We start from the raw sequence: 25,800 nt of genomic DNA, 5'->3' as shown, positions 1-25,800 counted from the left end.
ACCATCCGAGGAGGACATCTTGCGACGGCTTCAATCCCTCATCAGTGTGCTGGTGGCGAGTGTGCTCGTGAGCTGCGGAGCACCGGAGGGCGACGAGCACGCCCTTCAGCCCGCGCGGCAGCGCGCCGGAATCGATGAGTTCATCAACGTCACGCTGAACAAGCCCGCCACGGCCAGCGCCACCCAGGGGAGCTTCCTTCCCGAGTACGCGGTGGATGGGAACATCACCGGCGATGACTCCCGTTGGTGCCCGGGCATCTACAACCAGACGCGCCTGCTCGACATCGACCTGCAGGGGACGTTCGACCTGGTCCGCATGGAGCTCTACACCGGCTTCCGCGACACCCGGCCCATCCAGAGCTACGAGCTGTTCTACGACGACGGGACGGGCTGGAAGCCGCTGCCTGGGGCCAGCCAGACGGCCAACACGAGCATCGCGGTCTCCACCACCTTTCCCCAGACGGTGACGGCGAAGAAGGTGCGCCTGTCGTGCAGGGACCCGCTGGCGGACAACTGCCGGGTGAAGGAGCTGTGGGTCTTCGGCACGCCCCACTCGACGCAGGTGAACATCCCGCCCGTCGCCGACGCGGGGCCGGACCGGGCGCTGACGCTGCCCACCACCAGCGTGACGCTGGCCGGCGGAGCCACCGACGCGGACGGCACGGTGACGTCGCTCGCCTGGACGCAGGTGAGCGGCCCCTCGGCGACGTTGAGCGGTACCACCACCGCCAACCTGAGCGTGGCCGGGCTGTCCGCCGGTGTCTTCGTCTTCCGGCTCACCGCCACCGACGACGATGGCGCCACCGCCTCCGATGACGTGAGTGTGACGGTGACGGCCGCGCCGGACGTGCTCACCAATGTCGCGCTCGGAAAGCCCGCCTCCGCGGGTTCCAGCGCCTCCGAGGCCGTCTCCCCGCCGAAAGCGGTGGACGGAAACCTCACCAACCGGTGGGAGTCCGGCTATCACTTCCAGACGCACAACTACCTCGACGTGGACCTCCAGGGCGCCTACGAGGTGCTCAGCGCGGAGCTGCACCTGGGCAACTCGGCGACCGCGACCAACGCGATGTCCGCCTTCGAGTTGCAGGCCTGGAATGGCGGCTGCTGGAAGACCATTCCCGGCACCGTGGTGGAGGGAAACCCGCTCAACAACACGCTGAAGACGCTCACCTTCACCACGCCCGTCGTCACCACCCAGGTCCGGGTGGTCTGCAAGGACCAGCCCTTCTGCCGACTGCGCGAGCTGAAGCTCATGGGCAAGCCCGCCGCGGCGCCCACCGGCCCCACCACGTGCGCCGCCGGGCAGCAGACGATGGTCCGCAACGTCCGCTACGACTACGCCCTCTTCCTGCCCGAGCAGTACAACAATGACCGCACCACCCGCTGGCCGCTCATCATCGCGCTGCACGGCGTGGGCGGCGCCACGCTCACCGTCGACCGCACCGGGGTGCTGAGCAATCCGGAGGGCCTGGCCAAACAGTTCTCCTCCGCCAGCTTCCGCGCGGCGATGAAGGCCATCGTCATCTCGCCCAATCAGCGCCTCCCGGTCAGCAACGCGGGCAACGGCTGGTTCTCCGCGACCGCGCTGCTCGCGCTGCTCGAGGACGCCAAGAAGGACTACCGCGTGGACACGGACCGCATCTACGTCACCGGCCTGAGCGGCGGCGGCAACACCAGCCTGGAGCTGGGCATGTACTTCACCAGTCAACTGGCGGCCATCGTCCCCATCGCGTTCACCTCCACGCCCCAGAACGACGCGAACGTCTGCAACCTGAAGCCGCTGCCCATCTGGGCCTTCCACGGCGGCCAGGACACGCCGGGCCGCGCGACGAACCTCAAGACGCACCTCGACACGAAGTGCGCCCCCCCGGGTGAGAGCAAGATGCGCGTCACCATCTACCCCAACGGAGGCCACAACGGGTCGACGTGGGACACCGCCTACGCCACCCTGGAGCTCTACGACTGGCTGTTGCAGCAGCGCATCAGCGACCGGCTGTAGCAACCGCCTGTCGGTCCCACCCCCGGGCGTGGTGTGCTAGGCACCAGCACGAGCACCCCGTCGCCCGGGGTGGGGAGCGCGAATGCGAGCAGTCGGTTGGATGGCGCTGGTGGCATGCATCCTGGGAGTGACGTGGGCCGAGCCTGCCCTGGCCGGCCGCCGCCCCTTCATCTGGACGTTCGACACCGACATCGTGCCCAAGGGCGACGTCGAGCTGGAGCAGTGGCTGTGGGCGCGCAGCCGAGCTCCCGCGTCCCCCAGCCGCCCTTCCGTCTATTGGATATGGTGGGCGCCCGTCATCGGCTTGAGCCAGCACCTGGAGCTGGCCATCCCCTTCCAGGTGCGCGCCACGCGGGACGTCACGGAGCTGGACTCCTTCGAGGCTGACTTCCGCTACCGCCTCTTCCCCCGAGGCGATGACCGCGCCTTCCAGCCCCTCATCCGCGCCGTCTGGCACCAGTCCATCCGCGAGGCGAGTCCCTCGCGCGTGGACGCGGACCTGGTCGGCTCCTACCAGTGGGACAGCGGGCTGCGCGTGGCGCTGGACCTGGGCGCACAGGTGGGAATCCCCGGGCTGCGTGGAGGCGACGCGCCGGTCCAAATCCTGGGGACCTACTCCGCGGGCGTCTCCTATCCCGTCATCCCGGACGAACTGCGGCTGTCGTTCGAGTCCTTCGGTGAGTTCGGACTCAAGGACGTGGACGGCGACCCGCACCTCTTCGTCGGGCCGAGCGTGGCCTGGTCGTTCGGGCGCATGTGGATTACGGCGGGCACGTTCGTCGGGCTGACGGGCATCGCCGATGAAACCCCGCGTTTCATGCCGAGGCTCATATGGGCGGTCGCGCTGTGAAGCTCCTTCTCCTGGCGTTGCTGCTGACCGCGCCCCTCGCCAGCGCCGGGCCGGGCGGCGTGCGGGGCGAAGTGCGCATCTTCGTCATCGGCTCGGACGGCAAGCCCACGCCCAAGGCGGACCGCTCCGGCGTGGTCGTCTATCTCACCGGCTACACGGAGGAGGCTCCCGCCGAGGTGGCGAAGATGAGCCAGCGGGACAAGACCTTCTTCCCCTCGGTGCTGCCCATCGTCGCGGGCCAGAAGGTCGAGTTCGCCAACCGGGACCTGGTGCTGCACAACGTCTTCTCGCGCTCGGTGGCGCGCAGGTTCGACGCGGGAAAGAGCCGGCCGGGCGAGACGTACGTGGAGACGTTCAAGAAGACGGGCATCATCGACGTGTACTGCGACATCCACGAGCAGATGGTGGCCACGGTGGTGGTGGTGCCCAACCGGGCCTTCGCGGTGACGGACAAGGACGGGCGCTTCGAGCTGCGCGGCGTGCCGCCCGGCCGCCATCCCCTCTTCGCCATGCACCGGCGGGACGAGAAGAGCGACATCGCCCGCGTGGAGGTCGTCGTGGAGTCGGGCGCCACGGCCACGGCCACGCTGGAGCTGACCGAGACGCGCACGGACGACACCCACCTGGACAAGCACGGCAAGAAGTACGGCCCCCGGCCCGATTACTCGGGCAAGGGCCCCTAGACTCGCGGGAAGCGCCCGGGCGGGGCTATCCTCGTCCGCGGTGACGCTGACCCGGAAGCTCGTCCTCGCCTTCATGGCGCTCGCAGGCGCGTCGCTCATCGCGGCGCTCGTGCTCACCACGTTCGCGGTGGAGGCCGCCGCGAAGCAGAAGATCGCCAGCGACCTGGAGCGCACGCTCGATGCCTTCCAGCGGCTCGCCCGCGCCAGCCAGGAGCGCACTCGCGACGTGGCCGAGGCGCGGACGATGGACCATTCCTTCAGGGAGATGTCCCTCTCGGTCAACTCCCAGGACGCCCAGGCCGGGCTCGGGGAGGAGACGTCGGAGGCCGACGGCATCCGCGAGGCACGCGCGGTCATCATCTCAGCGGACACGGACGCGTTCGGTGGCGAGCCGCCGTGGGCCTTCTTCAACGCGAGGGGACGGCTGGTCCACACGCGCGCGGATCCGGAGCAACTGGGGGACATGCCGCTGGAGCTGCCCCTGCTGAAGGCCGCACTGGAGAACAGGCCCACGTCGGCGCTGTGGTCTCCCGCGCAACTGCGCGCCCTGCCGTTCACGTTCATCCCTCCCAAGGAAGTGCGCGAGGGAGACCTGCTGCTCGTCCATGCCCAGCCCGCCTACGGGTCGTCGCGCAAGAAGCCGGTGGGAGTGGTGCTGTCCGGCCAATGGGTGAAGGACGTGCTCTTGCAGGACTCGATGGCGCTCGAGGCCCTGGGCCCGCAGATAGCGGACACCCAGCCCCGCTTCGCCGTGCGCGCGGAGGATGGGGCCATGGCCTCCCATCTCCTGCTGGAGACGCAACTGGACGGCCCGGACCTGGAAGCCGGACAGGCGCGCGACGTGTACCTTGGCGGCACGCACTACCTGGTTCGCGAGGAGTCGCTGAAGGGCTTGACTGATGATTCCTCGCTGGGACGGGTGTTCGTCCTGCGGAACTTCGACGCGGAAATCACGCCCATCCTCCAGCGCTTCCGGAGCTGGATGATGCTCCCAGCCGCGGGTATCACGCTGTTCGCGCTGGCGGCGGCCTTCTTCCTCGCGCGCGGGCTGGCCTCGCCGCTGGTGGAGTTGGAGGGGGCGGCGAGGCGCGTGCGACTGGGAGACCTCACCGTCGAGGTGCCCGTGCGCGGCACGGACGAGGTGGGCCGGGTGGCGCAGTCCTTCAACGAGATGGTCAGCGGCTTGAGACAGCGGGACCAGATAAAGGGCCTCTTCAAGCGCTACCTCGCGCCGCAGGTGGTGGACGAGCTGCTCAAGCATCCGGAGAAGGCGGCGCCGGGTGGCGAGCGGAAGCTGCTCACGGTCCTCTTCAGTGATTTGGTGGGCTTCACCTCGATGAGCGAGCAGCTCAGCCCGGAAGAGCTGGTCGCGCTGCTCAACACCTACTTCGAGCAGGCGACGGGCGTGCTGACGCTGCATGGGGCTACGCTCGACAAGTTCATCGGCGACGCCATCATGTGCTTCTGGAATGCGCCGCTTCCGCTGGAGGACCACGCCGCGCGTGCGTGCCTCACCGCGCTGGACCTGCTCGCGGTGGTGGACCGCCTGTCTCCGGTGTTCGAGGCGCGCGGGCTGCCGCGACTCGACTGCCGCATCGGCATCAACACGGGCCACGCGGTGGCGGGCAACCTGGGCTCCAGCGTGGCCCAGGACTACACCGTCATCGGCGACACGGTGAACCTCGCCTCACGACTGGAGGGCGCCGCCAAGGTCTACGGCACCCGGACGCTCGTCTCCGAGGACACGCTGCTCGACGCGCGCGGCGTGGTGCTGGCGCGTGAGCTGGACCTGCTGCGCGTCAAGGGCAAGCAGCAGCCCGTCCGCGTGTTCGAGCTCGTGGGCCCCGCGGATTCGGTGCCCCCGCCGCACCTCGCCCGCTTCGCCGAGGGACTCGCGCTGTACCGGTCCCAACGTTTCACCGAAGCACGCGCGGCGTTCCTCGCCTCACCCGAGGACCCTCCCTCCCAGCGCTTCGCCGCGCGGTGCGATGCCCTGCTCGTGACGCCTCCGCCCGAGAACTGGGACGGCGTCTTCACGCTCGACAGCAAGTAGCACGCTGTCAGGCGCGGCACACCGGCACCTCCCTTCCGTCTGCTTCCCGTCCGGCGCTCCGGTCCTAGATTCGACCCGGGCGGGGCGCTGGCCACGGAGTCGAGGACGCGGATGAGCCTGGGGAATTGGGTCGTGCTCATCCCGCCCCTCTGCTGGGGCCTGCAGCCGTTGCTCGTCGCGAAGGTGGGGGGGCTGCCCAAGCAGCAGGTCATGGGGAGCACCCTCGGCGCGCTGGTGCTGGCGCTGGTCGCGATGTGCTTCATCTCCCCCCACCTCTCGCGCACCGTGGTGCTGGCGGGCTTCGCGTCCGGCGCGTGCTGCGCGCTGGGACAGACGAATCAGTTTCGCTGCTTCACCCTGCTCGGCGTGTCGACAGCCATGCCGGCCATCGTCTGTCTTCAATTGATGGGGACGTCGCTGATAGGCGTCTTCGTCTTCCACGAGTGGAGGACCGCCGCGAAGATGACGCTGGGTTTCTCGGGGCTCGTCATCGTGATGCTCGGCGTGGCGATGACGTCCTTCAAGGAGCACCGGGACACCTCCCATCAGTCCACCCGGTTCGCCAGCCTGGGCCCCCTGCTGCTGTGCGGCGCGGGACTGGTGGCCTACGTCATCATTCCCAAGTGGTTCGGCATCAACGGCTGGGACGCCATCCTTCCCCAGTCCATCGGGCTGGTGACGGGCGCCTTCCTGCTGGCGCTCCGAGGCGAGGGCCGGCCCTTCGTGAAGAAGACCTGGCTGAACATCATCCCCGGCCTCATCTGGGCCACGGGCAACCTGGCGCTGCTGCTGGCGGACGAGCGCGTCGGCGTCACCACGGGGTTCACCGTCTCGCAGATGGGCGTCACCATCTCCACGCTCGGCGGCGTCTTCCTCCTGAAGGAGCACAAGACGCGCAAGGAGCTGGTGCTCGTCTTCATCTGCATCGCCCTGGTGATTTCCGGAGGCGTCATGGTGGGACAGGCACGGGCCTGACATCACACGCGACGCTCAGGCGGAGGCCTCCTCCATCGACCGCGCCAGCTCCGCCAGCGTCGCCGAGACGCCCTTGAAGCGCAGCTCCCTGCGGAAGTGGACGCAATCCCTCACGAAGCCGGGATGCTCCGCCAGCCCCCACTCCTGGAACATCGCCAGGCCCAGCGGCGCCTTCAAGTCCGTGGCGTGCGCGCGCCGCACCTCGGCCTCCGTCAGGTGGGGCTCCACGGGGAGGAACACATGGCCGCGCTCGTCGACGCCTCGCAGGTACTCGCAGAACGCGGCGAGCAGGAACGCGAGTCGCCGGGAGTCCCGGCCCTGACGCAACACCTCGCGCGCCGTGGGCTGGACGAAGCTGGGGAGCTTGGACGCGCTGTCACTGGCGATGCGCAGGAGCTGGTCGCCAATGGCCGGGTTGCTGAAGCGCTCCAGCACCGTGTCGCCGTAGTCTCGCACGGACAGGCCCGGGGGCGCGTGAAGCAGCGGCTCCGCGTCCTCGCGCAGGAAGGCTCGCAGCAGGGACACCAGCGCGGGGTCCTCCATGGCCTGGGCGACGAAGCGGTAGCCCATCAGGAGGCCGGGAAAGGCGAGCAGGCTGTGAGAAGCATTCAGCAGCCGCAGCTTGACCTGCTCATAGGGCCCGACGTCGTCGGTGAACTGGACGCCCACGCGCTCCAGCGGAGGCCGCCCCGCGCAGAACCTGTCCTCGACGACCCACTGGATGAAGGCCTCGGAGTACACCGGCAGCGCGTCATCCAAGCCGCTGGCCTCGTTGAGCCGGGCCGCCTCGTGTTCCGTCACGCCCGGGGTGATGCGGTCCACCATCCCGTTGGGAAAGGTGACGTGCTCCTCCATCCAGTTCGCGAGCGACGGCACCCGGGCCCGGGCGAATGACAGGAAGGCGTTCTGCGCCACGTCGCCATTCTGGCGGAGGTTGTCGCAGCTCAGCACCGTGAAGGGGCCCAGGCCGCGCTCGCGGCGGCGTCGCAGCGCCTCGGTGACCAATCCGAAGGCCGTCGTCGGAACCTGACTGTCCAAATCCCTGGCGACGGTGGGCGTCTCCAGCAGGAAGTGCCCGGCCTCGTCCAGGTTGTAGCCGCCCTCGGTGAGCGTCAACGTGACGATGCGGAGGTCCGGAGCCGCCAGCTGCTCCAGCACACGCTCCGCGTCCCGGGGGGCATGGAGGTAGTCCACGAGCGAGCCCACCACGCGCACCGTGGGACGTCCGCGCGCGGGGAACTCCGTCAGGCTGTAGAGGCCCTGCTGTGCATGGAGCGCGTCCGCCTTGTGGCGCTCCGTCGCGCCATCCAGCACGCCGATGCCGACGATGCCCCAGCGCTCCTGCCCCGCGAGAGCAAGGCAGCGGTCCAGGTAGAGCGCCTGATGCGCGCGATGGAACTGGCCCACACCAAGGTGGGCGATGCCTGGCGTCACCCGGGTGCGGTCATACGCGGGACGCGCCACGCCAGGAGGCAGGGACACCAGGGTACTGTTGCTCAGACGAATCACGAGCCGACCTCCAGGACGAACCGTCGCGCTTCCACGTCGGCCCAGGGCCGCGCGCCATGAACCGCCTGGCGCACCCCGCCCACGGATGGACCGTGACCTCTGGTGGACATGCGTGGCCACGCTCCGCCGGGGCCGCAACGCCAGCGCTCCGGAGCAGGGCTCGCGAACCCGGTCGCCTTGAAGCAAGGCCCGACTCAGGGACTCGCTCCGCTGACAGCCCGGTGAGGGGACCTCGGAGGGTCGACCCCGGCGTGCATCGACCTCCCAGTCCATCGACGCGACAGGCGTCCAGACACCTGGGAGCCCACCGGGCGAGCGCCCCCTGTGTCAGTCCGACTTCGCGCGACGCCCTGACTTCTCCAAGGCAACCCCTGGCGCCCGCCTTCGAGTGGCCCACACACGAGGTCCGCTCGATTCAAGGTACATTTTCCATTCAATGTCTGTTGTCTGAGAATCCCTGCTCCCCGAGAGCCCCCGTGGGGGCCCTCCATTCCGGGAGCAACCCATGCGAAAGCACACCCTGTTGGTCGCGGTGCTGGCCCTGCCGTTCCTCGCGGGCGCGGAGCAGACCCGCTCTGACGAGGCCCTGGAGCAGCTCGGCAGCGAGGAGGACACGTCGACGGAGGCCCGGCCCATCCCTCCGCTGCCGCCCTATTGCTGGGACCTGGACCTGACGGCCTGCACCAGCACGGGCGCCACGCGAATCTGCACGGACGGAATCTGGAGCGACTACGTCTGCACCTGCCGGCTCTACACGGGGCCTGGCGGCACGCAGCGCGTCTGGGACTGCCCGGAAGTGCGTTGACCCGACTCCGGGGGCGCTGCTCGACGCGCGCTCCCGGCCGTGGTTAGTGGGGCCGCATGATTGTCCGTCCGCGAATGCACTGGCTTCGCATGCTGTTCGTCTGGCGCGGCTCGGTGGCCCCGCGCATCCTTCCGAGACTGGGCTTCTTCCTGGTGCTCGCCTGCGTGGCGGTGGCCACCGGTCCCCACCCCTTCAACCTGAAGGAAGGCGCCCTGGGCCTGCTGGGCGTGGCGCTGGCCATCTTCCTCGGCTTTCGCAACAGCACCGCGTATGACCGCTTCTGGGAAGCCCGCAAGCTGTGGGGCTCGCTGCTGATTGTCTCGCGCTCCTTCATGCGACAGGCCCTCACACTCCCCTCCCCCGCGCTCTCGCTGGAGGAACGGCGCGAGGTGACGGACCTGCTCCGTGCCCTGCCCGTGACGCTGAACCACCAGCTTCGCGGCACCCCGGTGCCACTCGACACCCTGGCCGCCAGCGTGCGCGAGCGCGTGGTCGCCGCGGAGCACCGTCCCGCCCGCGTCGTCCTGGGGCTCGCCGAGTGGGTCGCCCGCCTGCGGCACCAGGGCCGCCTGGGCGAATTGCTCGTGGCCTCGTTCGACGACAACCTGGACCGGCTCTCGGAGGTCCTCGGCGGGTGCGAGCGCATCGCCGGGACGCCCATCCCCTATGTCTACAGCGTCATGCTGCACCGCACGGTGTACATCTACGCCCTGCTGCTGCCCTTCGCGCTGACGGGCACCCTGGGCTGGTCCACGCCGCTCGTGTCGGTCTTCGTCTCCTACACCTTCATCGCGCTCGACACGGTGACGGCGGAGCTGGAGGACCCCTTCGGCACCGAGCCCAATGACTTGCCGCTGGACGCCATGACGCGCGCCATCGAGCGCTCGGTCATGGACCTGGCCGGAGAGCCGCTCCCTCCTCCCCTTCTCCCGGACAAGGATTTCGTGCTCACCTGAGCCCTCGCGCGTTTTTCACTGCGAGTCCCCGCCTCACCATATTACGCTCATCATACGTCACGCGGGAGCTGAACCATGCAGTTGAAGAGCGCGGTCCCCTTGAGCACGGAAGCCAGCAGCGAGCGCGGGACGCCCCCAGCCCCCGGAGGCGCGAGCGGCATCCGGGAGGCGCTGCTGCACGCGCCCATCCTCCCGACGCTCTTGAAGCTGGCGGTGCCCACCACGGTGGTGCTGGTGGCGCAGGCGTTCGTCGGGGTGGCGGAGACCTGGTACGTGAGCTTCCTCGGCACGGACGCCCTGGCCGGGGTGTCGCTGGTGTTCCCCATCTTCATGTTGATGACGATGATGTCCAACGGCGGCATCGGCAGCGGCGTGGCGTCCGCGATTGCCCGGGCGGTGGGGGCGAACCGGCGCGAGGACGCGGACGCGCTGGTGTGGCACGCGGTGGTGATGGCGCTGGGGCTGGGGCTTGCGTCCACGCTGCTCGCATGGCTGTTCGGCCCCCTGCTCTACCGGACGCTGGGAGGCGCTGGGGGCGCGCTGGACGCGGCGGTCCGGTACTCGAACTACCTCTTCGCGGGCGCCATCCCCTTCTGGGTCGTCAACCTGCTCGCGGCCGGGCTGCGGGGAGCGGGCAACGTCAAGCTGCCGGCGACGGTGACGCTGGCCGGCGCGGGCATCCTCGTCGTCATCTCCCCCGTGCTCATCTTCGGAGCCGGGCCCTTGCCCGCGCTGGGCATCGCGGGCGCGGGGCTGGCCATGGTGTTGTTCTACGTGGGCGCCGCGCTCTTCCTGCTGCGACACCTGGCGTCGGGCCGCACCACGCTGCGACTGGCCCCGGTGCGTCTGGAGGCGCGCCTGATTCGGGACATCCTGCGCGTGGGCCTGCCCACGGCGCTGAGCGCGGTGCAGCCCAACCTGACGGTCATCATCGTCACGGGCGCGGTGGGCCTGTTCGGCGTGGAGGCGCTGGCGGGCTACGGCATGGCGTCCCGGCTCGACTACCTGCTCGTGCCGCTGCTCTTCGGCCTGGGCACGGCGGTGCTCACCATGGTCGGCACCAACGCGGGCGCGGGCAACTTCGAGCGCGTCCGGCGCACGGCGTGGGTGGGCGGCTGGCTGGGCTTCGCGGTGGCGGGCTCCATTGGACTCCTCGCCGCCGTGGCGCCGAATGTGTGGCTGCACCTCTTCAGCAAGGACGAGGCGGTGCTGGCGCCAGGCCTGCTGTACCTGCGCATCGTCGCGCCGTTCTACGGCCTGCTGGGGCTGGGCTTCGTCCTGGGCTTCGCCGCCCAGGGCGTGGCGCGCGTCTTCTGGCCCGTGCTCGCGGGCACCGCGCGCATGGTCGTCGCGGCGGGGGTGGGCTGGGTTGCCGTCGTGTACTTCGGCGCGGGGCTGCCCATGCTGTTCGCGCTCGTCTCCGCGGCGCTGGTGGCGTTCGCCGGCGTGACGGTGGCGGCCACCCTCGCGGGAGCCATCTTCCGCGAGGGGCCGAAGTAGGCCCCTCTCCCGAGGGGCCCCACCTCCGAACGACTACGCGCCCACGACCTGCTTCGCCAGCAGGCGCACCAGCGGCACGTCGGAGGTGACGAACGGCCGCGCCAGCTCTCGGCCTGGCGCCGGGTAGAGCCGCAGCGCCAGCAGCGCCCAGGCCAGGAGCGCGTACCCCTCGTAGCCCGTCCAGTACTGGGAGGCACGCTCCTCCCACCGCGTCAGCACGCCCGTCACCAGCTCGCGCAGGTTCGCCAGCGCCTCCTCGCGCCGAGCGCCCTCGGTGAGCCCGGCCAGCGCGACCTCCAGCATGACCTGGCCCGCTATCGCCACCGTCAGCCCCCCCACGTCGCGGAAGAGCCGGGCGATGGAGTTCGGGTGCTTCTGCTTGTCCAGGTCGATGAAGAAGCCCTTCGAGACGCGATTGCTCTCGAGCAGCGCGAGCGCCTTCTCGCGCGACGCGGGGTCCGCGCCTCCGGCGAGCCGACCGAGCGCGAAGCACGTCGCGGGCGAGTCGGAGAGCTTCCACTGCTTCTCCTCGTAGGAGGCCAGCAGGGGAGCCAGCGCCCGCGTCTCTCCCACGGCGCCCAGCGCGTAGCGAACGGCCTCCGAGAAGGAGATGGGTGCCTCCTTGCCCTTGTCGTCCGCCTTCCGCTCCAGGTACCGCAGAAGCGTGTCTCCCACGGCCGGGTCTCCCAGCTCGCCGAGCGCGAAGACGAGCGCGCCGAGCATCCGGTTGCGCTCCGAATCCCCATCCTTCGGTGGATGCGCGCGCATGAGCGCGAGCAGGTGTCGCGTGTTCGCCCGGTCTCCGAGGACCTGGATGAGCCGGATGAACGGGTGGCGCCTCAAGTGGAAGCGGTCCTCGGCGAACGCCGCGTCGCGGACGAGCTCGACGGCACGAGGCTCGGCCCACTCCGCGAGCACCTCCAGCGCGATGAGGTCCTCGGCCCCCTGCCCGTGCCGGACCCGTCCGATGAGCAGCGGCGTGGCGCGGCGGTCTCCTTTCGCGATGAGCTCCTGGATGACTCCTTCGTCGCGATAACCCTCCTCGTCCTTCCACGTCGACAGGAGGGTGACGGTGGGCGCCATGGACGCGTCCTCCGCATAGGCCTTCTGGACGGCGGCGCCGATGGCGGGGTCCTTCACCGCCTCCCAGGCGAGCGCGTCGAGCCTCCCCTCTCGCGCGGCGCTCGCGGCCTTCACCTCCGCCTCCGCCTCCGCCTTCACCCTCGCCCGCTCACGTGCCTCTTCGTCCCACAACGCCAGTCCCATCACCCGCTGCCGCAGGGCCTGGAGGTCGGAGATGACGCCAAGCTGCTTGCGGCCCGCGCGAAGCTCCTCCATCAGCGCGACCAGGTCCTTCACCAGGGGGGCATCACTCAGCCGACACAGCTCCAGGGCCTGCGTGAGCCGCGCCTCGTCACCGGCGAAGAAGCTCGCCATGCAGAAGTAGAAGGCCGCGGGGGGATACGCCTTGAAGCGCTCCGCGCTCTTGGCCAGCAGCTCCTCGGTGAGCGGCGGGTTCATCTCGACGTCGAAGGCCCCGCGCAGCTCCGCGTCGGACGCACCCTCCTCCGTGAGCAGCGTCACCAACCAGCCCGCCCGGAGGTCGTTCTTGTAGGCCGGCTCCTCCGTGGCCACGTAGGGTTTCACCTCCGCCAGGGCCTCCTCGAAGCCCAGGTGTCCAACGCGCTTGTCCAGCGTCTGGAGTGCCGCCTGGAACTTCTCCGCATCGACCTCACCCAGCTCCTGGGCGCGCACAAGCGCGGCGCGGAAGACGAGGGCGTCGAGGTCCACGGCCTGCGGCGTCTCGATTCCATCCGTCTCATGATTGAAGAGATAGATTTGCGCGCGAGCCTTTCCACGCTGGGGCTCGCGGGCATACAGCCAGATATCTCCCGAGGACGTGGCGCCAATCTCCACGAACCCGCCCGTGAGCTCCTTCCAGAGCGGCCGGTAGCCCTGGGCCGCGACGATGCGTTGCTCCATGAGGTTGCCGGACGTCGTCCGCGGCGCATCAGAGCCGAGCGTGAGCTCCGCGAGCCTCGGGGGCTCATGCTCCTCGAGTGGCTTCAACAGCTGGGTCAAATCCTTGGGCAAGGGCTGCCCCCAGGACGCGAGCGCATCGCTGATGGAGGCACCGCGCGACCACGGCTTCTTTCCAGCCGAGTGCTTTTCAACGAACGACGGCCACTCCGTTCCCAGGAATCTACCGACCTGGCTCCACGCGGCCGCCACAGGGGATTCACTCGATGTGGACTTCTTCTTGCTCGCCATGCGCGGCAAGTTACTAGCGCCCCGAAGCCCTCAGTCGTCCAATGTGCGGGCCCCTTCCGCGCCATGGTAGGTTGCCTCGCGGCATGGCTTCCATCCGTAACTCGGTTACCAGGAATTTCTCCGCACATCTGTTCCTCTTCGCCTGGCTCCCATGGCTCATGGGCGCGGCACCCGCGCCGGCTGACGCGGTGGCCGAGTCCCTCGTGGGCATCTGGGGGAGTGAGCAGGTCCTGGGGCCGCAGGTCCGAGGCGAGCTGACGCTGACGCGTTCGGAGAACACCTGGCGCGCGCGCATCGCGGGCTTCGACGTGCCGGTGCGCGAGGAAGGGAAGACCGTCTCCTTCGTCCTTCCCGGCGGCCAGGGCGAGCTGCGCGGGCGGCTCACGGAGGACAGGACGCGCATCGTCGGGCACTGGATTCAGCCGCGCGTGCGCACCAGCGGCATGAAGTTCGCCACGCCGGTGGAGCTGCGCGCCCTCCAGCCCCAGGTCTGGCGTGGAACGGTGGCGCCCCTGGAGGACCGCTTCTCGCTGTACCTGGTCGTCCAGAAGGAGGCCGACGGCACGCTGAGCGCCTTCATCAAGAATCCCGAGCGCAACTTCGGCAACAGGCTGCTGTTTCGCGTCAGCGTCCAGGACGGCCTCGTCAGGCTGGTCGCCACGAAGGGAACGACGCGCCTGGAGGGGCGCTTCGACGCCCAGGCCCGACAGCTGTCCTTGTTCTTCCCGCCGTTGGACGCCACGTTCGACTTCACCCCGCGCGGGCGCGACCAGGCCGTGGGCCTCTACCCGCGCACGCCGGCGTCGGGCACGTACGTATATGAGCGGCCCATCGCGGAGCGGGACGGCTGGACGACGGCTTCGCCCGGAGACGTCGGCATGGACATCGAGCCCCTGCGCGAGCTCGTGCAGGGCATCCTGGACCAGCAGCCCGGTCCAGACGCGGCGCCCGCCATCCAGGGGCTCCTCATCGCGCGTCGGGGCAAGCTGGTGCTCGAGGAGTACTTCCACGGCTTCGACAAGGAGCGGCCCCATGACCTGCGCTCCGCGGCCAAGACGTATGCGCCGCTCTTGCTGGGCATCGCCCTGGACCAGGGCGCGCCGTTCACCGTCGACACGCCCGTGGTCTCCCTGTTCCCCGAGTACAAGGGGAAGCTCGCCCACCTGGACGCGCGCAAGCGCAAGCTCACCGTCGAAAACCTGATGACCATGTCGACGGGCCTCGCGTGTGACGACGATGACGAGGCCTCTCCGGGCAACGAGGAGCGGCTCGATGACACGGTGCCCGACTGGTACAAGTACACGTTGGATTTGCCGATGGTGCGCGCGCCGGGCGAGAAGGGCGTGTACTGCTCGGCGAACATCAACCTGGTGGGCGGCGTGCTGAGCAAGGCCACGCGCACGTGGATACCGGAGTTCTTCACCCGCTACGTCGCCGAGCCACTCCAGCTGCGCGGCTACCACCTGGACCTGATGCCTTCAGGGGAGCAGTACCTGGGAGGCGGCATCTTCATGCGGCCCCGCGACGCGCTGAAGCTCGGGCAGCTCTACCTCGCAGGCGGCGTGTGGAACGAGCGGCGCATCGTCAGCCAGCGCTGGGTCGAGCGCTCCACGGCACTCCACGCGACGATGGAGCCAGGGAGGACCTATGGCTATGCGTGGTGGCGCCACGAGCTGCGCGTGGGCGACCGCGTGTATTCCGAGTACGAGGCCAGCGGCAACGGCGGACAGCTGGTGATGGTCGTCCCCGAGCTGGAGCTCGTGGTGATGTTCACCGCGGGCAACTACAACCACGTGGGCCTCTGGAGGAAGTTCCGCGAGGAGCTGCTCCCCCGGTTCATCCTCCGCGCGGTGCCCCCGCCGCCAGGCCGTAGTCCAGGCGGAACGCGTCCGTGAGCCACTCCGCGAGCTGCGCCCGGTGGGGCGCGTGGTCCAGCTGAAGCGACTTCTCGCGCACCCGCTCGCGCACGCGCGTCATCACCTCGCCGCAGTCGCGCTCCTCCACCAGCTTCCCGCCCTCGAAGAGCAGCTCCTGGATGCGCTTGCTGCTCCAGGCGGGGTGCAGTCCGTCATGGTAGGGCACCCCTCGGGTGAAGCCGTCCACCACCAGCAGCCCCCCGGTGAAGGCCACGGGGGCACGCAGGCGCGTGTAGACGACCCGCTCATGCGTCTCGCTGAGGTAGCTGGGGAGCTGACCGGACAGCAGCGTGCCACGCCCCTCCTGGACGGCCTGCTCCTCCTCCGCCGTCAGGCCGATGCGCAGCTCCTCCAGCTGGAGCCGCTTGTCCGCGACGCGGTAGAGGCAGAGGAAGCCGCGCTGGCAGGCCGTCGACATGGGCCGGGGCGTCAACCCGTGGGCGGAGGGCTCGAACAGGCCCGAGCCACGGACACCCGCGAGCTCGAAGGCGTGCTTGCGGTATTCGACGGTGTCGCGGAGCTGCGCGGTCATGGTGGCATGCCTTCGCTGAAGAGAGTCAACCTACAGTGTACCCCAGACCACCCCCGAACGCGGGCTTCATGGCTCGGATGTCGCCAAGGTCGCCTGGAAAGTCGGTGGGGAGGCAGGACGCTGTGCGAGCAGACGAGTGCGGGCCAGGGACACCAGAACATTGCGTCCATCCCTGGCGTCTTCGGTGGCGTGTGAGGAATGGGTCCAGAAGGTCCACGACGTCGCGGTAACATTTGCATCGTGGTGAGTGCACAGCGCACCGCGCGAGCAGGCGGGCGCAGGTTTCCCTCTCGACATCGGGTCGAGCCTCGCCAGGATGAGGGAACCGCCTTTCACGAGGTGGCCACACGTCTGGTTGAGAAAGGATTCGACATGAACTCCCGCTCCATTCCCGTGTTCCTGCTGGGTGCCGCGCTGCTCGGAGGCTGTGGAGGTCCCGAGACGCCCCTCTCCACCGCGGAGGAGGAAGGCGCGCTGGTGCCCGCGGTCCGCACGGAGACCGGTGCCGCCGCCGCTGGAAACGTCACGGCCAGCGCGGTGTGTGACGACGTGGCGACCTGGGACCCGGCGTGGGCGAGCTTCGAGGACCAGGTGCTCACGCTCGTCAACCAACGCCGGGCCGCGGGCGCCGTCTGTGGAACGACGTCGTACGCGCCTGCTCCCGCGCTCACGCACAACGCCAGCCTGCGGTGCGCGGCGCGCAGACATTCCAAGGACATGGGCACCAACAACTTCATGAGCCACACCGGCTCGAATGGCTCCACGCCGTGGCAGCGCATCACCGCCACCGGCTACACCTACCGGCGCGCCGCGGAGAACGTCGCGGCCGGGTATTCCACGCCGGCGGCGGTGGTCAACGGCTGGATGACCAGCAGCGGGCACTGCACCAACATCATGAACCCGCTGCTCGTGCACATCGGCATCGGCTACTTCAATGCCCCCGGCAGCACCTACCGGCACTACTGGACCCAGGACTTCGGCACGCCTTGAGGTGAGGCGCTTCGCCGTGGGCATCGACTTGCCCACGGCGGCTCGCCGTTACCGGGCATCGCGGCTTCAGCGCCCCGACGCCTGCGCGTCCACGGCGGCCAGCTCCTCCTTGCCGAGCTTCACCTCCGCGCCCGCGAGGTTCTCCTCCAGGTGCTTCACGGAGGAGGTGCCCGGAATCGGCAGCATCACCGGCGAGCGGGCCAGCAGCCACGCGAGGGCAATCTGCGCGGGCGTGGCCTGGTGCTTCTTCGCCACCGAGTCGAGCGCGCCACCGGGCTTCGCGAGCCCCCCCGTGGCCAGCGGGAACCAGGGGATGAAGCCCAGCTTCTCCTTCTCGCAGTAGTCGAGCACCTTCTCGTGCACGCGGTCCGTGAGGTTGTAGCGGTTCTGCACCGACACCACGTCCACCACCTTGCGGGCCCGCTCGATCTCCTCCACGGAGACCTCCGACAGGCCGATGTGGCGAATCTTCCCTTCCTTCTGGAGCGCCTTCAGCTCGCCCAGGGACTCCTCCACGGGGACCTTCGGGTCGATGCGGTGCAGCTGGTACAGGTCGATGCGCTCCAGCTTCAGACGGCGCAGGGACAGCTCCAGCTCCTGGCGCAGGTACTTGGGCGCGGCCACCGGGTGCCACTCATTGGGGCCGGTGCGCACGAGGCCCGCCTTGGTCGCCACGACGACGCCCTTGGCGTAGGGGTGCAGGGCCTCGGCGATGATCTCCTCGCTGACGTAGGGGCCGTAGGAGTCGGCGGTGTCGATGAAGTCCACCCCCAGCTCCACGGCGCGGCGCAGGACGCGCACGGCCTCCGCCCTGTCCTTGGGAGGGCCCCAGATGCCGGGGCCGGTGAGCTGCATGGCGCCGTAGCCCAGGCGATGGATGGGCAGGTCGCCGCCCAGCTTGAAGGTTCCGCTCTGCTCGGCGGGTCGTGACGAGGTTCCGCTCATGGACACTTCCTCCTGACCTGAAAGTAGGGCGTCTGCATAACGACCCACCAGCTCGTCCGCACGACCCGTCACCGGGCATGGGAGCGACAGCGGCGAGTCGTCCGGCACCTCACCGTGGACCGGCATGCCGGGCATGCGTTCGCTGGTCCCTCGCGATATTCTTCGGGCCGTCGAGCGTTCCAGCCCCCTTGTCGGACCTCGCGGGAAGAGAGCTCTTCGATGCGTCGAGCACTGGTCGGTCTCGCTGTGTTCCTCGTCGGTTGTGCGACAGCCGCCCGGCCCCCGGAGGACGCGGTGGCGCAAGCCCCGGCTCCACCTCCCGCGTCCCCCGCACCGGAGACTCCCCGCTACGAGCACATCTTCATGCTGCCCGTGGAGAAGGCCCTGGCCGAGGCCACCAAGCTCATGACGGAGAAGGGCTGGGTGCTCAAGCCGCTCGAGGACCCGAAATATCTGCTGACCGAGTGGAGGACGGCGCAGATTGGCAACAGCTCCTGGGGCTGGCAGAGCGACGGTGACGCCACACGCTATCTGGTGGCCGGCGAGCTGATCTCCGAGCGCGCCTCCGTCATCCGCATCTTCCGCATGAAGCGCGTGTCCTTCGCCAACGACGTCGAAATCAAGCCCGAGGCCTCGGGGGAATTGAACTCGCGCTTCATGTTGATGGAGCGCTTCGAGCAGAGCTTCGTGAGGCGAGGCGCCCCCGTGGAGCTGGCCCAGCGCGAGCGGGACAACGCGCCTTGGATGGAGATGGACGGCGCCGTCCAGGGCACTCGTGATTTGGAGCTGGAGCAGGCCCTCACCCTGCGCCTGGAGTCGCGCCCCTCGCTGGAGACGCTCACCGGCTCGCTGCGCCTCGCGCGCGACGACTCCTTCGCCAGGGACCCGGCCTTCTACCTCAAGCGCTGGAAGCAGGAGGTGCAGGAGCCCTGCGCCCAGAAGGTCCAGGGCTTCCAGGCGCTGTTGAAGCCAGGGCTGACGTTGCTCATCGGAGAGCAGCTCGGCACGCGCGAGATTCCCACCACCGTGGGAGACCTGGCGTGCGAGGCCGCCCAGACGGGGCACGGCGTCACGCTGGCGCTCGCCATTCCGGAGAAGGAGCAGGAGCGCATCAACACCTATCTCTCCAGCGCCGGGAAGCCCGCGGACCAGGATGCGCTGCTGCAGGGGAACTTCTGGCGCAAGCTGCAGCAGGACGGCCGAGGCAGCCGCGCGGTGATGGACCTCATCGACCGGGCCCGCGCGCTGCGTGCCGCTGGCCACTCCGTCTCCGTGGTGGCCATGGACACGGACATGAATCATGGGAAGGCGCGCGATGCCCACATGGCTCGCAAGGTGTTGAACCCGCGCGCCTCGCGGCCGAAGGACGTGTTCCTGGTGCTCGCCGGCAATGCGCACACGCGCCTGGGTGAAGCGGACTGGCGCGACGACTTCGTCCCCATGTCCAAGCACCTGCTCGAGAACGCCCGGGACTTGAAGGTCCTGGAGGTGGGCTACGCGCAGGGCCGGCGGTGGGGCTGCGACCTGGAGCAGGATGGGGAGATGCTCTGCGACGTCATGGGCCTCACGCCCGGCCCCCAGGTCGCGATTCCTCCCGGGACGCCGCCTGGAATCCGCATGCTTCCGTCACCGGACGACGAGGGGTTCCACGGGCTCCTGGACGTGGGCACGCTGTCCGTCTCCCTGCCCGCCATCGCCCTGCGCGGACACGAGCCGCCGGAGGCCACGGAGTCCGAGCCCGCCATCGCTCCCGCGAACCAGCTCCCCCCCACGGAGCCGTCCAGGCCCGCCCCGGTGGAGGGAGGTTGACCGGCATCGAGAACTTCCCGGCGACCCGGTACCAGGGCAGCAAGCTCAAGGTCCTGGGTTGGCTCTGGGAGCAGCTTGAGTCCCTGGAGTTCGACTCCGTGGTCGACCTCTTCGGCGGCACGGGCTCGGTCTCCTATCTCTTCAAGGTGCATGGCAAGCAGGTCCACTACAACGACTGCCTTCGCTCCAATCACCTCATCGGCAGGGCGCTCATCGAGAACCCCTCGACGCGCCTGGCGCCCGAAGACGTGGCGTCCCTGCTCGTTCGACGGAAGCAGCCCTACGAGGACTTCATCGCGAGGACCTTCGGCGGCATCTACTACCCGGACGAGGAGAACCAGCTCCTCGATGTCCTGGCGCAGAACCTGGCGGAGCTGACGGAGGACTACCGGCAAGCGCTCGCGTACCACGCGGTGTTCCAGTCCTGCATCGCGAAGCGGCCGTACAACCTCTTCCACCGGGCCAACCTCTACATGCGAGAGGCGACCGTCGAGCGCTCCTTCGGCAACAAGGCGACGTGGGACAGGCCCTTCGCGGACCACCTGGCGAAGCAAGCCGCTGTCGCGAGCGACGCCGTCTTCGACAACGGCCGGGCGAACCTCGCGACGTGCGCGGACGCGGCGCTCCTGGAAGGCAAGGCGGACCTGGCGTATCTCGACCCGCCCTATGTCTCAGCCAAGGGCGTCGGCGTGGACTATCTGGGCTTCTATCACTTCCTGGAAGGGCTGACCGAGTACAGGGATTGGCCGAAGCGGTTCGATGCCCGCTACAAACACAAACCCTACCGTCGCGTGGAGACGCCGTGGACCCAGCCTGGGCGCATCGCCTCCGCCTTCGAGGCGGTGTTCGAGCGATGGAAGGACAGCATCCTTGTCGTGTCCTATCGCTCGGATGGAGTCCCCTCCATCGAGGAGCTGAAGCGGCTGCTCCAGCGCCACAAGCGCAGAGTCACGGTGAGAGCGCGGGACTACCAGTACGCGCTCTCCACGAACCAGACGAGCCGCGAGGTGCTGCTCATCGCCGAGTAGGCGCTGCGTGCCTCACGCCACCCCGGAGGCGCGTGCGCGCTTGAGGGCCCGAGCCGCCACGTCAAGGAACTCGTTGCTTGCCTCGGCGAGGTCCACCGCGCGGGCGTCCACCCAACCCTGCAAGGAGTTGTAGCCCATCACCGCGGGGATGGCGACGAGCAGTCCGAAGGCCGTGGTGACCAGCGCCTCGGAGATGCCCGTGGAGATGGTGCCCAGACCGCTCGTCCCCGTCGCGCCCATCTGCTCGAACGAGGAGACGATGCCCATCGTCGTGCCGAGCAGTCCAATGAAGGGAGCGGTGGAGGCCACGGTGGCCAGATGGCCCAGGCCGCGCTTGAGGCTCTGGACCTCGCGCTGCGCCTGACGCTCCAGGCTGCGCGCCACCGACTCCATGACCTCGTCGCGGCTGTCGTCCGAGGAGATGCGGTAGGCCGTCAGCCCCGCGCGGATGGTCCGGCCCAGGTAGCCCACGTCCGCGCCTGGCTTTCCCTGGGAGGCGGAGTCGAAGTCACCCTTCACGAGCAGTGCTCCCATCTCCGAGGCGAACTTGCGGGAGTGCCGGCGGGACGCACGGAAGACCAGCGCGCGCTCGGCGACGATGATGAGGGACAGCATCGACATGACGCCCATCGCGATGACGATGAGCCTGGCGAAGAGGCCCATGTGGGCCCACAGACCTGGGAGGGTGAATTGCATGGCGGGTGGGAGACGCGCCTCCTCGCGCGCGGGGCCACGAAGGCCCCCAGGGGTGACAACGGGTGGGAGCACCCGACCGCCAAGGTACGCAGGCACCCGCGCGCGAAGGCGTGTCCGCCGCCATGAGAGCGTCATCGTTCAGTCATGAGCCGCACGGACTCGAGCCCCCGAAACCCTGGCGTGCGGCGAGGGCTCCGAGGGCTTCGGTTCGTGGCTCAGGAGTATTCGGGCACGCCGGCGTCACCGCCCTGGAGGACGGAGAGGAGCGCGGGCGCACTGAAGTCACCCACGTAGCTCTCCCCGTTGATGAAGAAGCCGGGGGTGCCGCTGACGCCGCTGCGCACCCCGCCCATGAAGTCCCGGCGGATGCGTTCGAGGAAGCGGTGCTCGGAGAGGTCCCTGGCGAAGCGCCCCATGTCGAGGTCCAACGTCCGCGCGTAGGCCAGCAGCGACTCGGCGTCGAGCGCCTGCTGATTCTCGTAGAGCAGCCGGTGCATCTCCCAGAACTGGCCTTGAGCGTCCGCGGCCTCGGCGGCCTCGGCGGCCTGCATCGCGAAGGGGTGTGCCTCCGTGAGGGGGAAGTGACGGAAGACGTAGCGCAGCTGGTCGCCCATCGCGGCCAGCACCTTGTTCACCTCCCAGTAGGCCTCGCCACAGTAGGGGCACTGGAAGTCGCCGTACTCCACGAGCGTCAGTCGTGCCGTCGGGGGACCGATGAGGTGGTCCTGGGAACCCACGGGAATTCGCAGCCTGCTCATGGACTCGCCTCCTGCTGGGGCTGGCCTGCGGCGGCGTCGGAGCTGAACGTGCCGGTGAGGCGCTCCAGTGCATCCAGCACTCCGTCCGCTCCGGGATTGACCTCCATGGGCGAGACGTAGCTCCAGAAAATCTTTCCTTCGGGGTCGATGACGAAGAGGGCGCGCTCGCAGACGCCGTCCTCTTCCCGGTAGGCGTGGTAGGCGCGCGACAGCGCGGCCTTGGGATGGAAGTCAGAGGCGAGCGGCATGTGGAGCCCGCGCTCACGAGCGAAGGCCTGGTGGCACCACACGCCGTCGCAGGAAACGCCGACCACCTTCGCGCCCAGGCGCTCGAACTCCGGCAGCAGTTCGTTGAAGAGCGCCAGTTCGTCGCTGCACACGGGGCTCCAGTCGGCTGGGTAGAACACCAGCACCAGCGGAGCACCGCGGAACTGCTCGAGAGAGAGCCTCTGGTCCGGAGACACCGGAACATCGATGGGTGGCGCGGGCGTGCCGGGGGGCAAGGGCGCGTCAGGCTGTTTGACGGAACGAGCCATGGGAATCCTCCTTCAACGAACCTGGGGCCCAGGCTCGCGGATGGCACCATGGGCTGGGATTCGGGCCTACGAGCGACGCACCGCCCGGCGCGATGCCAAACCCCACAGGGCTCCGTGAGCCCAGCGGCGCGCCTCCCTCCACGAGCCCGTGAGGTGTAGGGTGTGCGGGTGCTGCTCAATGATGGCTATGTGTACCGCGAGAAGCTCGGGACCCGACCTGGCAGCAGCGCGCTCGCTCACATGACGGACAAGTATCGCCACTCCTCGGAGGAGGAATGGCGGGCGCGCTTCGCGCGGGGCGAGGTGACGCTCGACGACGCTACGGCCGATGGCTCGGAACCGCTGAAGCCGGGGCAGTGGCTGTGCTGGCACCGCCCACCGTGGGAGGAGGCGGACACGCCTCAGTCCTTCGACCTCGTGTTCGAGGACGCGGAGCTGGTCGTCGTGGTGAAGCCGAGCGGACTGCCGACCCTGCCCTCGGGAGGCTTCCTCAAGAACACCCTGCTCTCCTTCGTCCAGGCCAGGTGGCCCGAGGCCGTCCCCATGCACCGGCTGGGACGCGCGACGTCGGGCCTGGTGCTCTTCACCCGCACCCGCGACGCCGCCGCGCGACTGGCGAGCGACTGGCGCGAGGGCCGTGTACACAAGCGCTACCGCGCGCTCGCCCAGGGACTCGCCGCCCAGGATGACTACGACATCCGCGCGCCCATCGGCCTGGTGCCCCATCCGCTGCTGGGTGAGGTGCATGGCGCCAGTGCGCGAGGAAAGCCCTCACACAGCACGGCCCGGGTGCTGGAGCGACGCACCGAGCACACCCTCTTCGAGGTGGACATCCACACGGGACGCTCCGAGCAGATTCGCATCCACCTCGCCTTCATCGGCCACCCGCTCGTGGGAGACCCGCTCTTCGCCGCGGGAGGACTGCCCCTGGCGGAGAACCCCGGGCTGCCCGGGGACGGCGGCTACCTGCTGCATGCGGAGTCACTCGCCTTCCAGCACCCTCGCACGGGCGAGCACCTCCAGCTTCGTGCCCCGCTCCCGCTCGCGCTCCGCCTCCAGGACTCGCGCGAGGCCTGCCCGCGTCAGGAGCCGGTGGGCTGACCCAGCTCCAAATCCGCGAGCCGCCACAGGCCCATGTGGCGCCCCTTGTGCGGGTCCTCCACCAGATGGAGGGGCTCCGGGAAGTTGAACGGCGCCAGCCGCAGATTCACGGGCCGCCACATGCCGGTGACGATGTCCTCGTTCTGGCTCAGGCCCACGTGGGTCGTCGCGAGCAGGTGCTCGGTGCCGCTGCGTCGCAGGTTGGTCAGCGCCCGGAAGATGTTCCGGTACGACAGGTGGATGAACAAATCCCGCACCATGACCACGTCCACCTTCGGCAGGTCATCCTGGATGAGGTCTCGGACCATGAACTGGCGGCGCTCGTTGCCGTGCTGTTGCTGATTGAGCGCGATGAGGTCCGGGACGATGTCCGCGCCGATGTACTGGTCCAGGTCCAGCTCCACGTGCTTCATCCAGTTGAAGTCGCCACAGGGCACGTCCAGCATCGTCCGCGCGCGCGCCTTGCGGAGCACCTCGGGCAGCTCCCGGCGGATGGACTCCGTCGCCTTCAGCGTCGAGCCCGGCCCCGAACGTGACTCCGCGTCCAACCAGAAGTTGTGGTGGTAGATGCGCGAGAACCAGAACCGCCGATACTTCTGCTCCAACGCGCCAAGCTGCGGAACGTGCTCGTTGAGCCGTGCCTTCGCTGTCGACACGGCCTCGTTCACATACGACTTCATCGCGGACCACACCACGGCGCGCTGAGGGTTCTTGGGCGAGGAAGAGGAGTCCATGGTGCGGGCGGCCTTTCGGTGACGCGGCGAGCGGCTTCGGATGTCTGGGTCGCGAGTCGGGCGACACACAGTACACCGGATTCCATACTCCGTGTCACATCGCGCCTGTTTCATGGGCCCGAAACAACCCGGGGACAGGCGGGCACAAGGCCTGCCCCCGGTGATGACGACGACTCAGTCCTGGACCCAGCGGAACGTCACGCGGTCTCCGCCAGTGAGCATCGACGAGAGGTTGGAGAGCTCGTACACGTCGGTATGGGTGCCGAAGATACCCTTCGACTTGCTGAAGACAAACTTGCTCCCCGAAGCCAGCACGATGCTCGACCACTCCGAGTTGGTGTCGCAGTTGGAGGTCGACGACGACGGCCAGTTGCACCAGCTGCTGCCAGACTCGTTCCAGACCTTCCAGGGCTGGCTGCTGCTGCTGAGCGTCACTTCCTTCCACCGGCTGATGCCCGACGCGGACTGGAGGCGGAACTCGATGACGTTCGAGGCCGCGATGCCGTGGTCGATGGTGACATCGATGAGGTCGCCATCCGGCAGCTCGATACGCTCGGTGAACGGGAAGAGCGCCTTGTCACAGGTGAAGCACGTGCCCCCTGGATTCGTGTTGCAGCCGCTGGCTGCGTACTCCGCGGAGTACAGGAACATGTCGGACGCGCAGAACGTACACGAGTGGGCATAGGCAAGAGTCGCACAGCCATAGCGATAGACGACGTGCGTCGCCGAGAAGTCCGACCAGGAGATGGCCGTCGCGGCCATGGCGGAGACATTCCCGCCGGACTCCTCCTGCGAGGGCTCCGGCCGGGTGGCCTCTGGCGCGGCTTCAGGAGCCTGTCCGTCCTCCAGGGGACCGCATCCAGCACCCCCTACGAGGCCAAGGCCCAGCACGGTCGAGACAAGCCAGTTCCGCATCTGCATGGTGAGTGTTCTCCAGGATGACGCCCAGGACGGGCGCGACGCATCGGGCTGCGCAAGCGACGAAGGTTCACGTTGAAAGACACGGCAGCCGCCAGGCTCCCGCCGACGCCGACAGCGCGTCAGTGGCGGTGAGAGCCTCGGTCCGCAAGGGATACGGACCGCCACGAAATGCTGGCTGCGGGCAGCGTCGCTTTTCCGGAATGAGCGGGGAGGTCCGCATCCCGGACATTCAT

The 25,800-nt window shown here is 68.8% G+C and carries 22 protein-coding genes; 13 read left to right on the top strand and 9 right to left on the bottom strand.

All coding sequences use genetic code 11. The features are described 5' to 3' along the window. Positions 1-19: 19 nt before the first annotated feature. The 5 genes from LZ199_RS27735 (at position 20) to LZ199_RS27715 (ending at position 6,560) form a co-directional block, all read left to right on the top strand. Positions 20-1,999, top strand: coding sequence for a discoidin domain-containing protein (locus LZ199_RS27735; protein WP_253996780.1), 1,980 nt, complete (start codon positions 20-22; stop codon positions 1,997-1,999). An 82-nt stretch (positions 2,000-2,081) separates the two neighbouring features. Beyond that, positions 2,082-2,849 carry a hypothetical protein gene (locus LZ199_RS27730; RefSeq protein WP_253996779.1) on the top strand — a complete coding sequence of 256 codons (768 nt, stop codon included), beginning with the start codon at positions 2,082-2,084 and terminating at the stop codon, positions 2,847-2,849. After that, positions 2,846-3,532, top strand: coding sequence for a carboxypeptidase regulatory-like domain-containing protein (locus LZ199_RS27725; RefSeq protein ID WP_253996778.1), 687 nt, complete (start codon positions 2,846-2,848; stop codon positions 3,530-3,532). The genes LZ199_RS27730 and LZ199_RS27725 overlap by 4 nt, the downstream gene beginning before the upstream one ends. Before the next feature lie 40 nt (positions 3,533-3,572). Continuing rightward, positions 3,573-5,585 (top strand): adenylate/guanylate cyclase domain-containing protein, encoded by a 2,013-nt coding sequence (locus LZ199_RS27720; RefSeq protein WP_253996777.1) that lies wholly within the window; start codon positions 3,573-3,575, stop codon positions 5,583-5,585. A 111-nt stretch (positions 5,586-5,696) separates the two neighbouring features. Continuing rightward, the gene (locus LZ199_RS27715; protein WP_253996776.1) at positions 5,697-6,560 is read left to right on the top strand and encodes a GRP family sugar transporter; all 864 of its coding nucleotides are present in this window, start codon (positions 5,697-5,699) and stop codon (positions 6,558-6,560) included. A 15-nt stretch (positions 6,561-6,575) separates the two neighbouring features. Here the strand turns inward: LZ199_RS27715 and LZ199_RS27710 are convergent, their stop codons facing one another. Further along, the gene (locus tag LZ199_RS27710) at positions 6,576-8,069 is read right to left on the bottom strand and encodes a mannitol dehydrogenase family protein (RefSeq protein WP_253996775.1); all 1,494 of its coding nucleotides are present in this window, start codon (positions 8,067-8,069) and stop codon (positions 6,576-6,578) included. Positions 8,070-8,574: 505 nt separating this feature from the next. Here LZ199_RS27710 and LZ199_RS27705 point away from each other — a divergent pair. From LZ199_RS27705 to LZ199_RS27695, 3 genes are all read left to right on the top strand, one after another. Beyond that, positions 8,575-8,874, top strand: a complete 300-nt coding sequence (locus tag LZ199_RS27705; protein WP_253996774.1) for a hypothetical protein — start codon at positions 8,575-8,577, stop codon at positions 8,872-8,874. A 56-nt stretch (positions 8,875-8,930) separates the two neighbouring features. Then, positions 8,931-9,830, top strand: coding sequence for a bestrophin family protein (locus tag LZ199_RS27700; protein WP_256569479.1), 900 nt, complete (start codon positions 8,931-8,933; stop codon positions 9,828-9,830). Positions 9,831-9,905: 75 nt separating this feature from the next. Next, on the top strand, positions 9,906-11,330 hold the full coding sequence (locus LZ199_RS27695; RefSeq protein ID WP_253996772.1) for an MATE family efflux transporter: 1,425 nt from the start codon (positions 9,906-9,908) through the stop codon (positions 11,328-11,330). A 33-nt stretch (positions 11,331-11,363) separates the two neighbouring features. Here the strand turns inward: LZ199_RS27695 and LZ199_RS27690 are convergent, their stop codons facing one another. Then, the gene (locus LZ199_RS27690; RefSeq protein WP_253996917.1) at positions 11,364-13,601 is read right to left on the bottom strand and encodes a hypothetical protein; all 2,238 of its coding nucleotides are present in this window, start codon (positions 13,599-13,601) and stop codon (positions 11,364-11,366) included. A gap of 83 nt (positions 13,602-13,684) precedes the next feature. Between LZ199_RS27690 and LZ199_RS27685 the strand changes: the two genes are divergently transcribed. Next, positions 13,685-15,496, top strand: a complete 1,812-nt coding sequence (locus LZ199_RS27685; RefSeq protein WP_253996771.1) for a serine hydrolase domain-containing protein — start codon at positions 13,685-13,687, stop codon at positions 15,494-15,496. Here the strand turns inward: LZ199_RS27685 and LZ199_RS27680 are convergent. Next, complete coding sequence (locus LZ199_RS27680; RefSeq protein WP_253996770.1) at positions 15,438-16,049, bottom strand: hypothetical protein; 612 nt, start codon at positions 16,047-16,049, stop codon at positions 15,438-15,440. The genes LZ199_RS27685 and LZ199_RS27680 overlap by 59 nt on opposite strands. 372 nt (positions 16,050-16,421) lie before the next feature. Between LZ199_RS27680 and LZ199_RS27675 the strand changes: the two genes are divergently transcribed. Next, positions 16,422-17,039, top strand: coding sequence for a CAP domain-containing protein (locus LZ199_RS27675; protein WP_253996769.1), 618 nt, complete (start codon positions 16,422-16,424; stop codon positions 17,037-17,039). 66 nt (positions 17,040-17,105) lie between these two features. Here LZ199_RS27675 and LZ199_RS27670 read toward each other — a convergent pair whose 3' ends face one another. After that, positions 17,106-17,984 carry an aldo/keto reductase gene (locus tag LZ199_RS27670; protein ID WP_253996768.1) on the bottom strand — a complete coding sequence of 293 codons (879 nt, stop codon included), beginning with the start codon at positions 17,982-17,984 and terminating at the stop codon, positions 17,106-17,108. A 219-nt stretch (positions 17,985-18,203) separates the two neighbouring features. On the opposite strand from LZ199_RS27670, the gene LZ199_RS27665 reads away from it, so the two are divergent. Together LZ199_RS27665 and LZ199_RS27660 are read left to right on the top strand one after the other, a co-directional pair. Beyond that, positions 18,204-19,793: a hypothetical protein gene (locus tag LZ199_RS27665; RefSeq protein WP_253996767.1), complete on the top strand. Its 1,590-nt coding sequence runs from the start codon at positions 18,204-18,206 to the stop codon at positions 19,791-19,793. Further along, on the top strand, positions 19,790-20,821 hold the full coding sequence (locus tag LZ199_RS27660; RefSeq protein ID WP_253996766.1) for a DNA adenine methylase: 1,032 nt from the start codon (positions 19,790-19,792) through the stop codon (positions 20,819-20,821). The genes LZ199_RS27665 and LZ199_RS27660 overlap by 4 nt, the downstream gene beginning before the upstream one ends. 12 nt (positions 20,822-20,833) lie before the next feature. Here LZ199_RS27660 and LZ199_RS27655 read toward each other — a convergent pair whose 3' ends face one another. The 3 genes from LZ199_RS27655 to LZ199_RS27645 all read right to left on the bottom strand — a co-directional run bounded on the left by LZ199_RS27655 (position 20,834) and on the right by LZ199_RS27645 (position 22,811). Beyond that, positions 20,834-21,517 (bottom strand): MotA/TolQ/ExbB proton channel family protein, encoded by a 684-nt coding sequence (locus tag LZ199_RS27655; protein ID WP_253996765.1) that lies wholly within the window; start codon positions 21,515-21,517, stop codon positions 20,834-20,836. A 215-nt stretch (positions 21,518-21,732) separates the two neighbouring features. Continuing rightward, a complete protein-coding gene (locus tag LZ199_RS27650) occupies positions 21,733-22,275 on the bottom strand; it encodes a DsbA family protein (protein WP_253996764.1) in 543 nt (180 codons plus the stop codon). Next, positions 22,272-22,811, bottom strand: coding sequence for a redoxin domain-containing protein (locus LZ199_RS27645; protein WP_253996763.1), 540 nt, complete (start codon positions 22,809-22,811; stop codon positions 22,272-22,274). The genes LZ199_RS27650 and LZ199_RS27645 overlap by 4 nt, the downstream gene beginning before the upstream one ends. 162 nt (positions 22,812-22,973) lie before the next feature. On the opposite strand from LZ199_RS27645, the gene LZ199_RS27640 reads away from it, so the two are divergent. Beyond that, positions 22,974-23,912 carry an RluA family pseudouridine synthase gene (locus LZ199_RS27640; RefSeq protein WP_253996762.1) on the top strand — a complete coding sequence of 313 codons (939 nt, stop codon included), beginning with the start codon at positions 22,974-22,976 and terminating at the stop codon, positions 23,910-23,912. On the opposite strand, the gene LZ199_RS27635 is transcribed toward LZ199_RS27640, so the two are convergent. Both LZ199_RS27635 and LZ199_RS27630 read right to left on the bottom strand, forming a co-directional pair. Beyond that, positions 23,894-24,646, bottom strand: coding sequence for a class I SAM-dependent methyltransferase (locus LZ199_RS27635; protein ID WP_253996761.1), 753 nt, complete (start codon positions 24,644-24,646; stop codon positions 23,894-23,896). The two genes, LZ199_RS27640 and LZ199_RS27635, sit on opposite strands and share 19 nt — an antisense overlap. A 174-nt stretch (positions 24,647-24,820) precedes the next feature. Beyond that, positions 24,821-25,567 (bottom strand): hypothetical protein, encoded by a 747-nt coding sequence (locus LZ199_RS27630; RefSeq protein ID WP_253996760.1) that lies wholly within the window; start codon positions 25,565-25,567, stop codon positions 24,821-24,823. Positions 25,568-25,800 lie beyond the last annotated feature (233 nt).

The organism is Myxococcus qinghaiensis, from assembly GCF_024198215.1.
GTDB classification, from domain to species: Bacteria; Myxococcota; Myxococcia; order Myxococcales; family Myxococcaceae; genus Myxococcus; species Myxococcus qinghaiensis.
This window is presented reverse-complemented; position numbering and strand designations above follow the sequence as displayed.

What these genes read in the sequence shown, in the direction of transcription:
- LZ199_RS27730 (WP_253996779.1), top strand. Translation starts at nt 2,082, where the DNA reads ATGCGAGCAGTCGGTTGGATGGCGCTGGTGGCATGCATCCTGGGAGTG.
- LZ199_RS27700 (WP_256569479.1), top strand. Translation starts at nt 8,931, where the DNA reads ATGATTGTCCGTCCGCGAATGCACTGGCTTCGCATGCTGTTCGTCTGG.
- LZ199_RS27655 (WP_253996765.1), bottom strand. Translation starts at nt 21,517, where the DNA reads ATGCAATTCACCCTCCCAGGTCTGTGGGCCCACATGGGCCTCTTCGCC.
- LZ199_RS27675 (WP_253996769.1), top strand. Translation starts at nt 16,422, where the DNA reads ATGAACTCCCGCTCCATTCCCGTGTTCCTGCTGGGTGCCGCGCTGCTC.
- LZ199_RS27635 (WP_253996761.1), bottom strand. Translation starts at nt 24,646, where the DNA reads ATGGACTCCTCTTCCTCGCCCAAGAACCCTCAGCGCGCCGTGGTGTGG.
- LZ199_RS27680 (WP_253996770.1), bottom strand. Translation starts at nt 16,049, where the DNA reads ATGACCGCGCAGCTCCGCGACACCGTCGAATACCGCAAGCACGCCTTC.
- LZ199_RS27705 (WP_253996774.1), top strand. Translation starts at nt 8,575, where the DNA reads ATGCGAAAGCACACCCTGTTGGTCGCGGTGCTGGCCCTGCCGTTCCTC.
- LZ199_RS27650 (WP_253996764.1), bottom strand. Translation starts at nt 22,275, where the DNA reads ATGAGCAGGCTGCGAATTCCCGTGGGTTCCCAGGACCACCTCATCGGT.
- LZ199_RS27695 (WP_253996772.1), top strand. Translation starts at nt 9,906, where the DNA reads ATGCAGTTGAAGAGCGCGGTCCCCTTGAGCACGGAAGCCAGCAGCGAG.
- LZ199_RS27685 (WP_253996771.1), top strand. Translation starts at nt 13,685, where the DNA reads ATGGCTTCCATCCGTAACTCGGTTACCAGGAATTTCTCCGCACATCTG.
- LZ199_RS27630 (WP_253996760.1), bottom strand. Translation starts at nt 25,567, where the DNA reads ATGCAGATGCGGAACTGGCTTGTCTCGACCGTGCTGGGCCTTGGCCTC.
- LZ199_RS27690 (WP_253996917.1), bottom strand. Translation starts at nt 13,601, where the DNA reads ATGGCGAGCAAGAAGAAGTCCACATCGAGTGAATCCCCTGTGGCGGCC.
- LZ199_RS27665 (WP_253996767.1), top strand. Translation starts at nt 18,204, where the DNA reads ATGCGTCGAGCACTGGTCGGTCTCGCTGTGTTCCTCGTCGGTTGTGCG.
- LZ199_RS27645 (WP_253996763.1), bottom strand. Translation starts at nt 22,811, where the DNA reads ATGGCTCGTTCCGTCAAACAGCCTGACGCGCCCTTGCCCCCCGGCACG.
- LZ199_RS27670 (WP_253996768.1), bottom strand. Translation starts at nt 17,984, where the DNA reads ATGAGCGGAACCTCGTCACGACCCGCCGAGCAGAGCGGAACCTTCAAG.
- LZ199_RS27715 (WP_253996776.1), top strand. Translation starts at nt 5,697, where the DNA reads ATGAGCCTGGGGAATTGGGTCGTGCTCATCCCGCCCCTCTGCTGGGGC.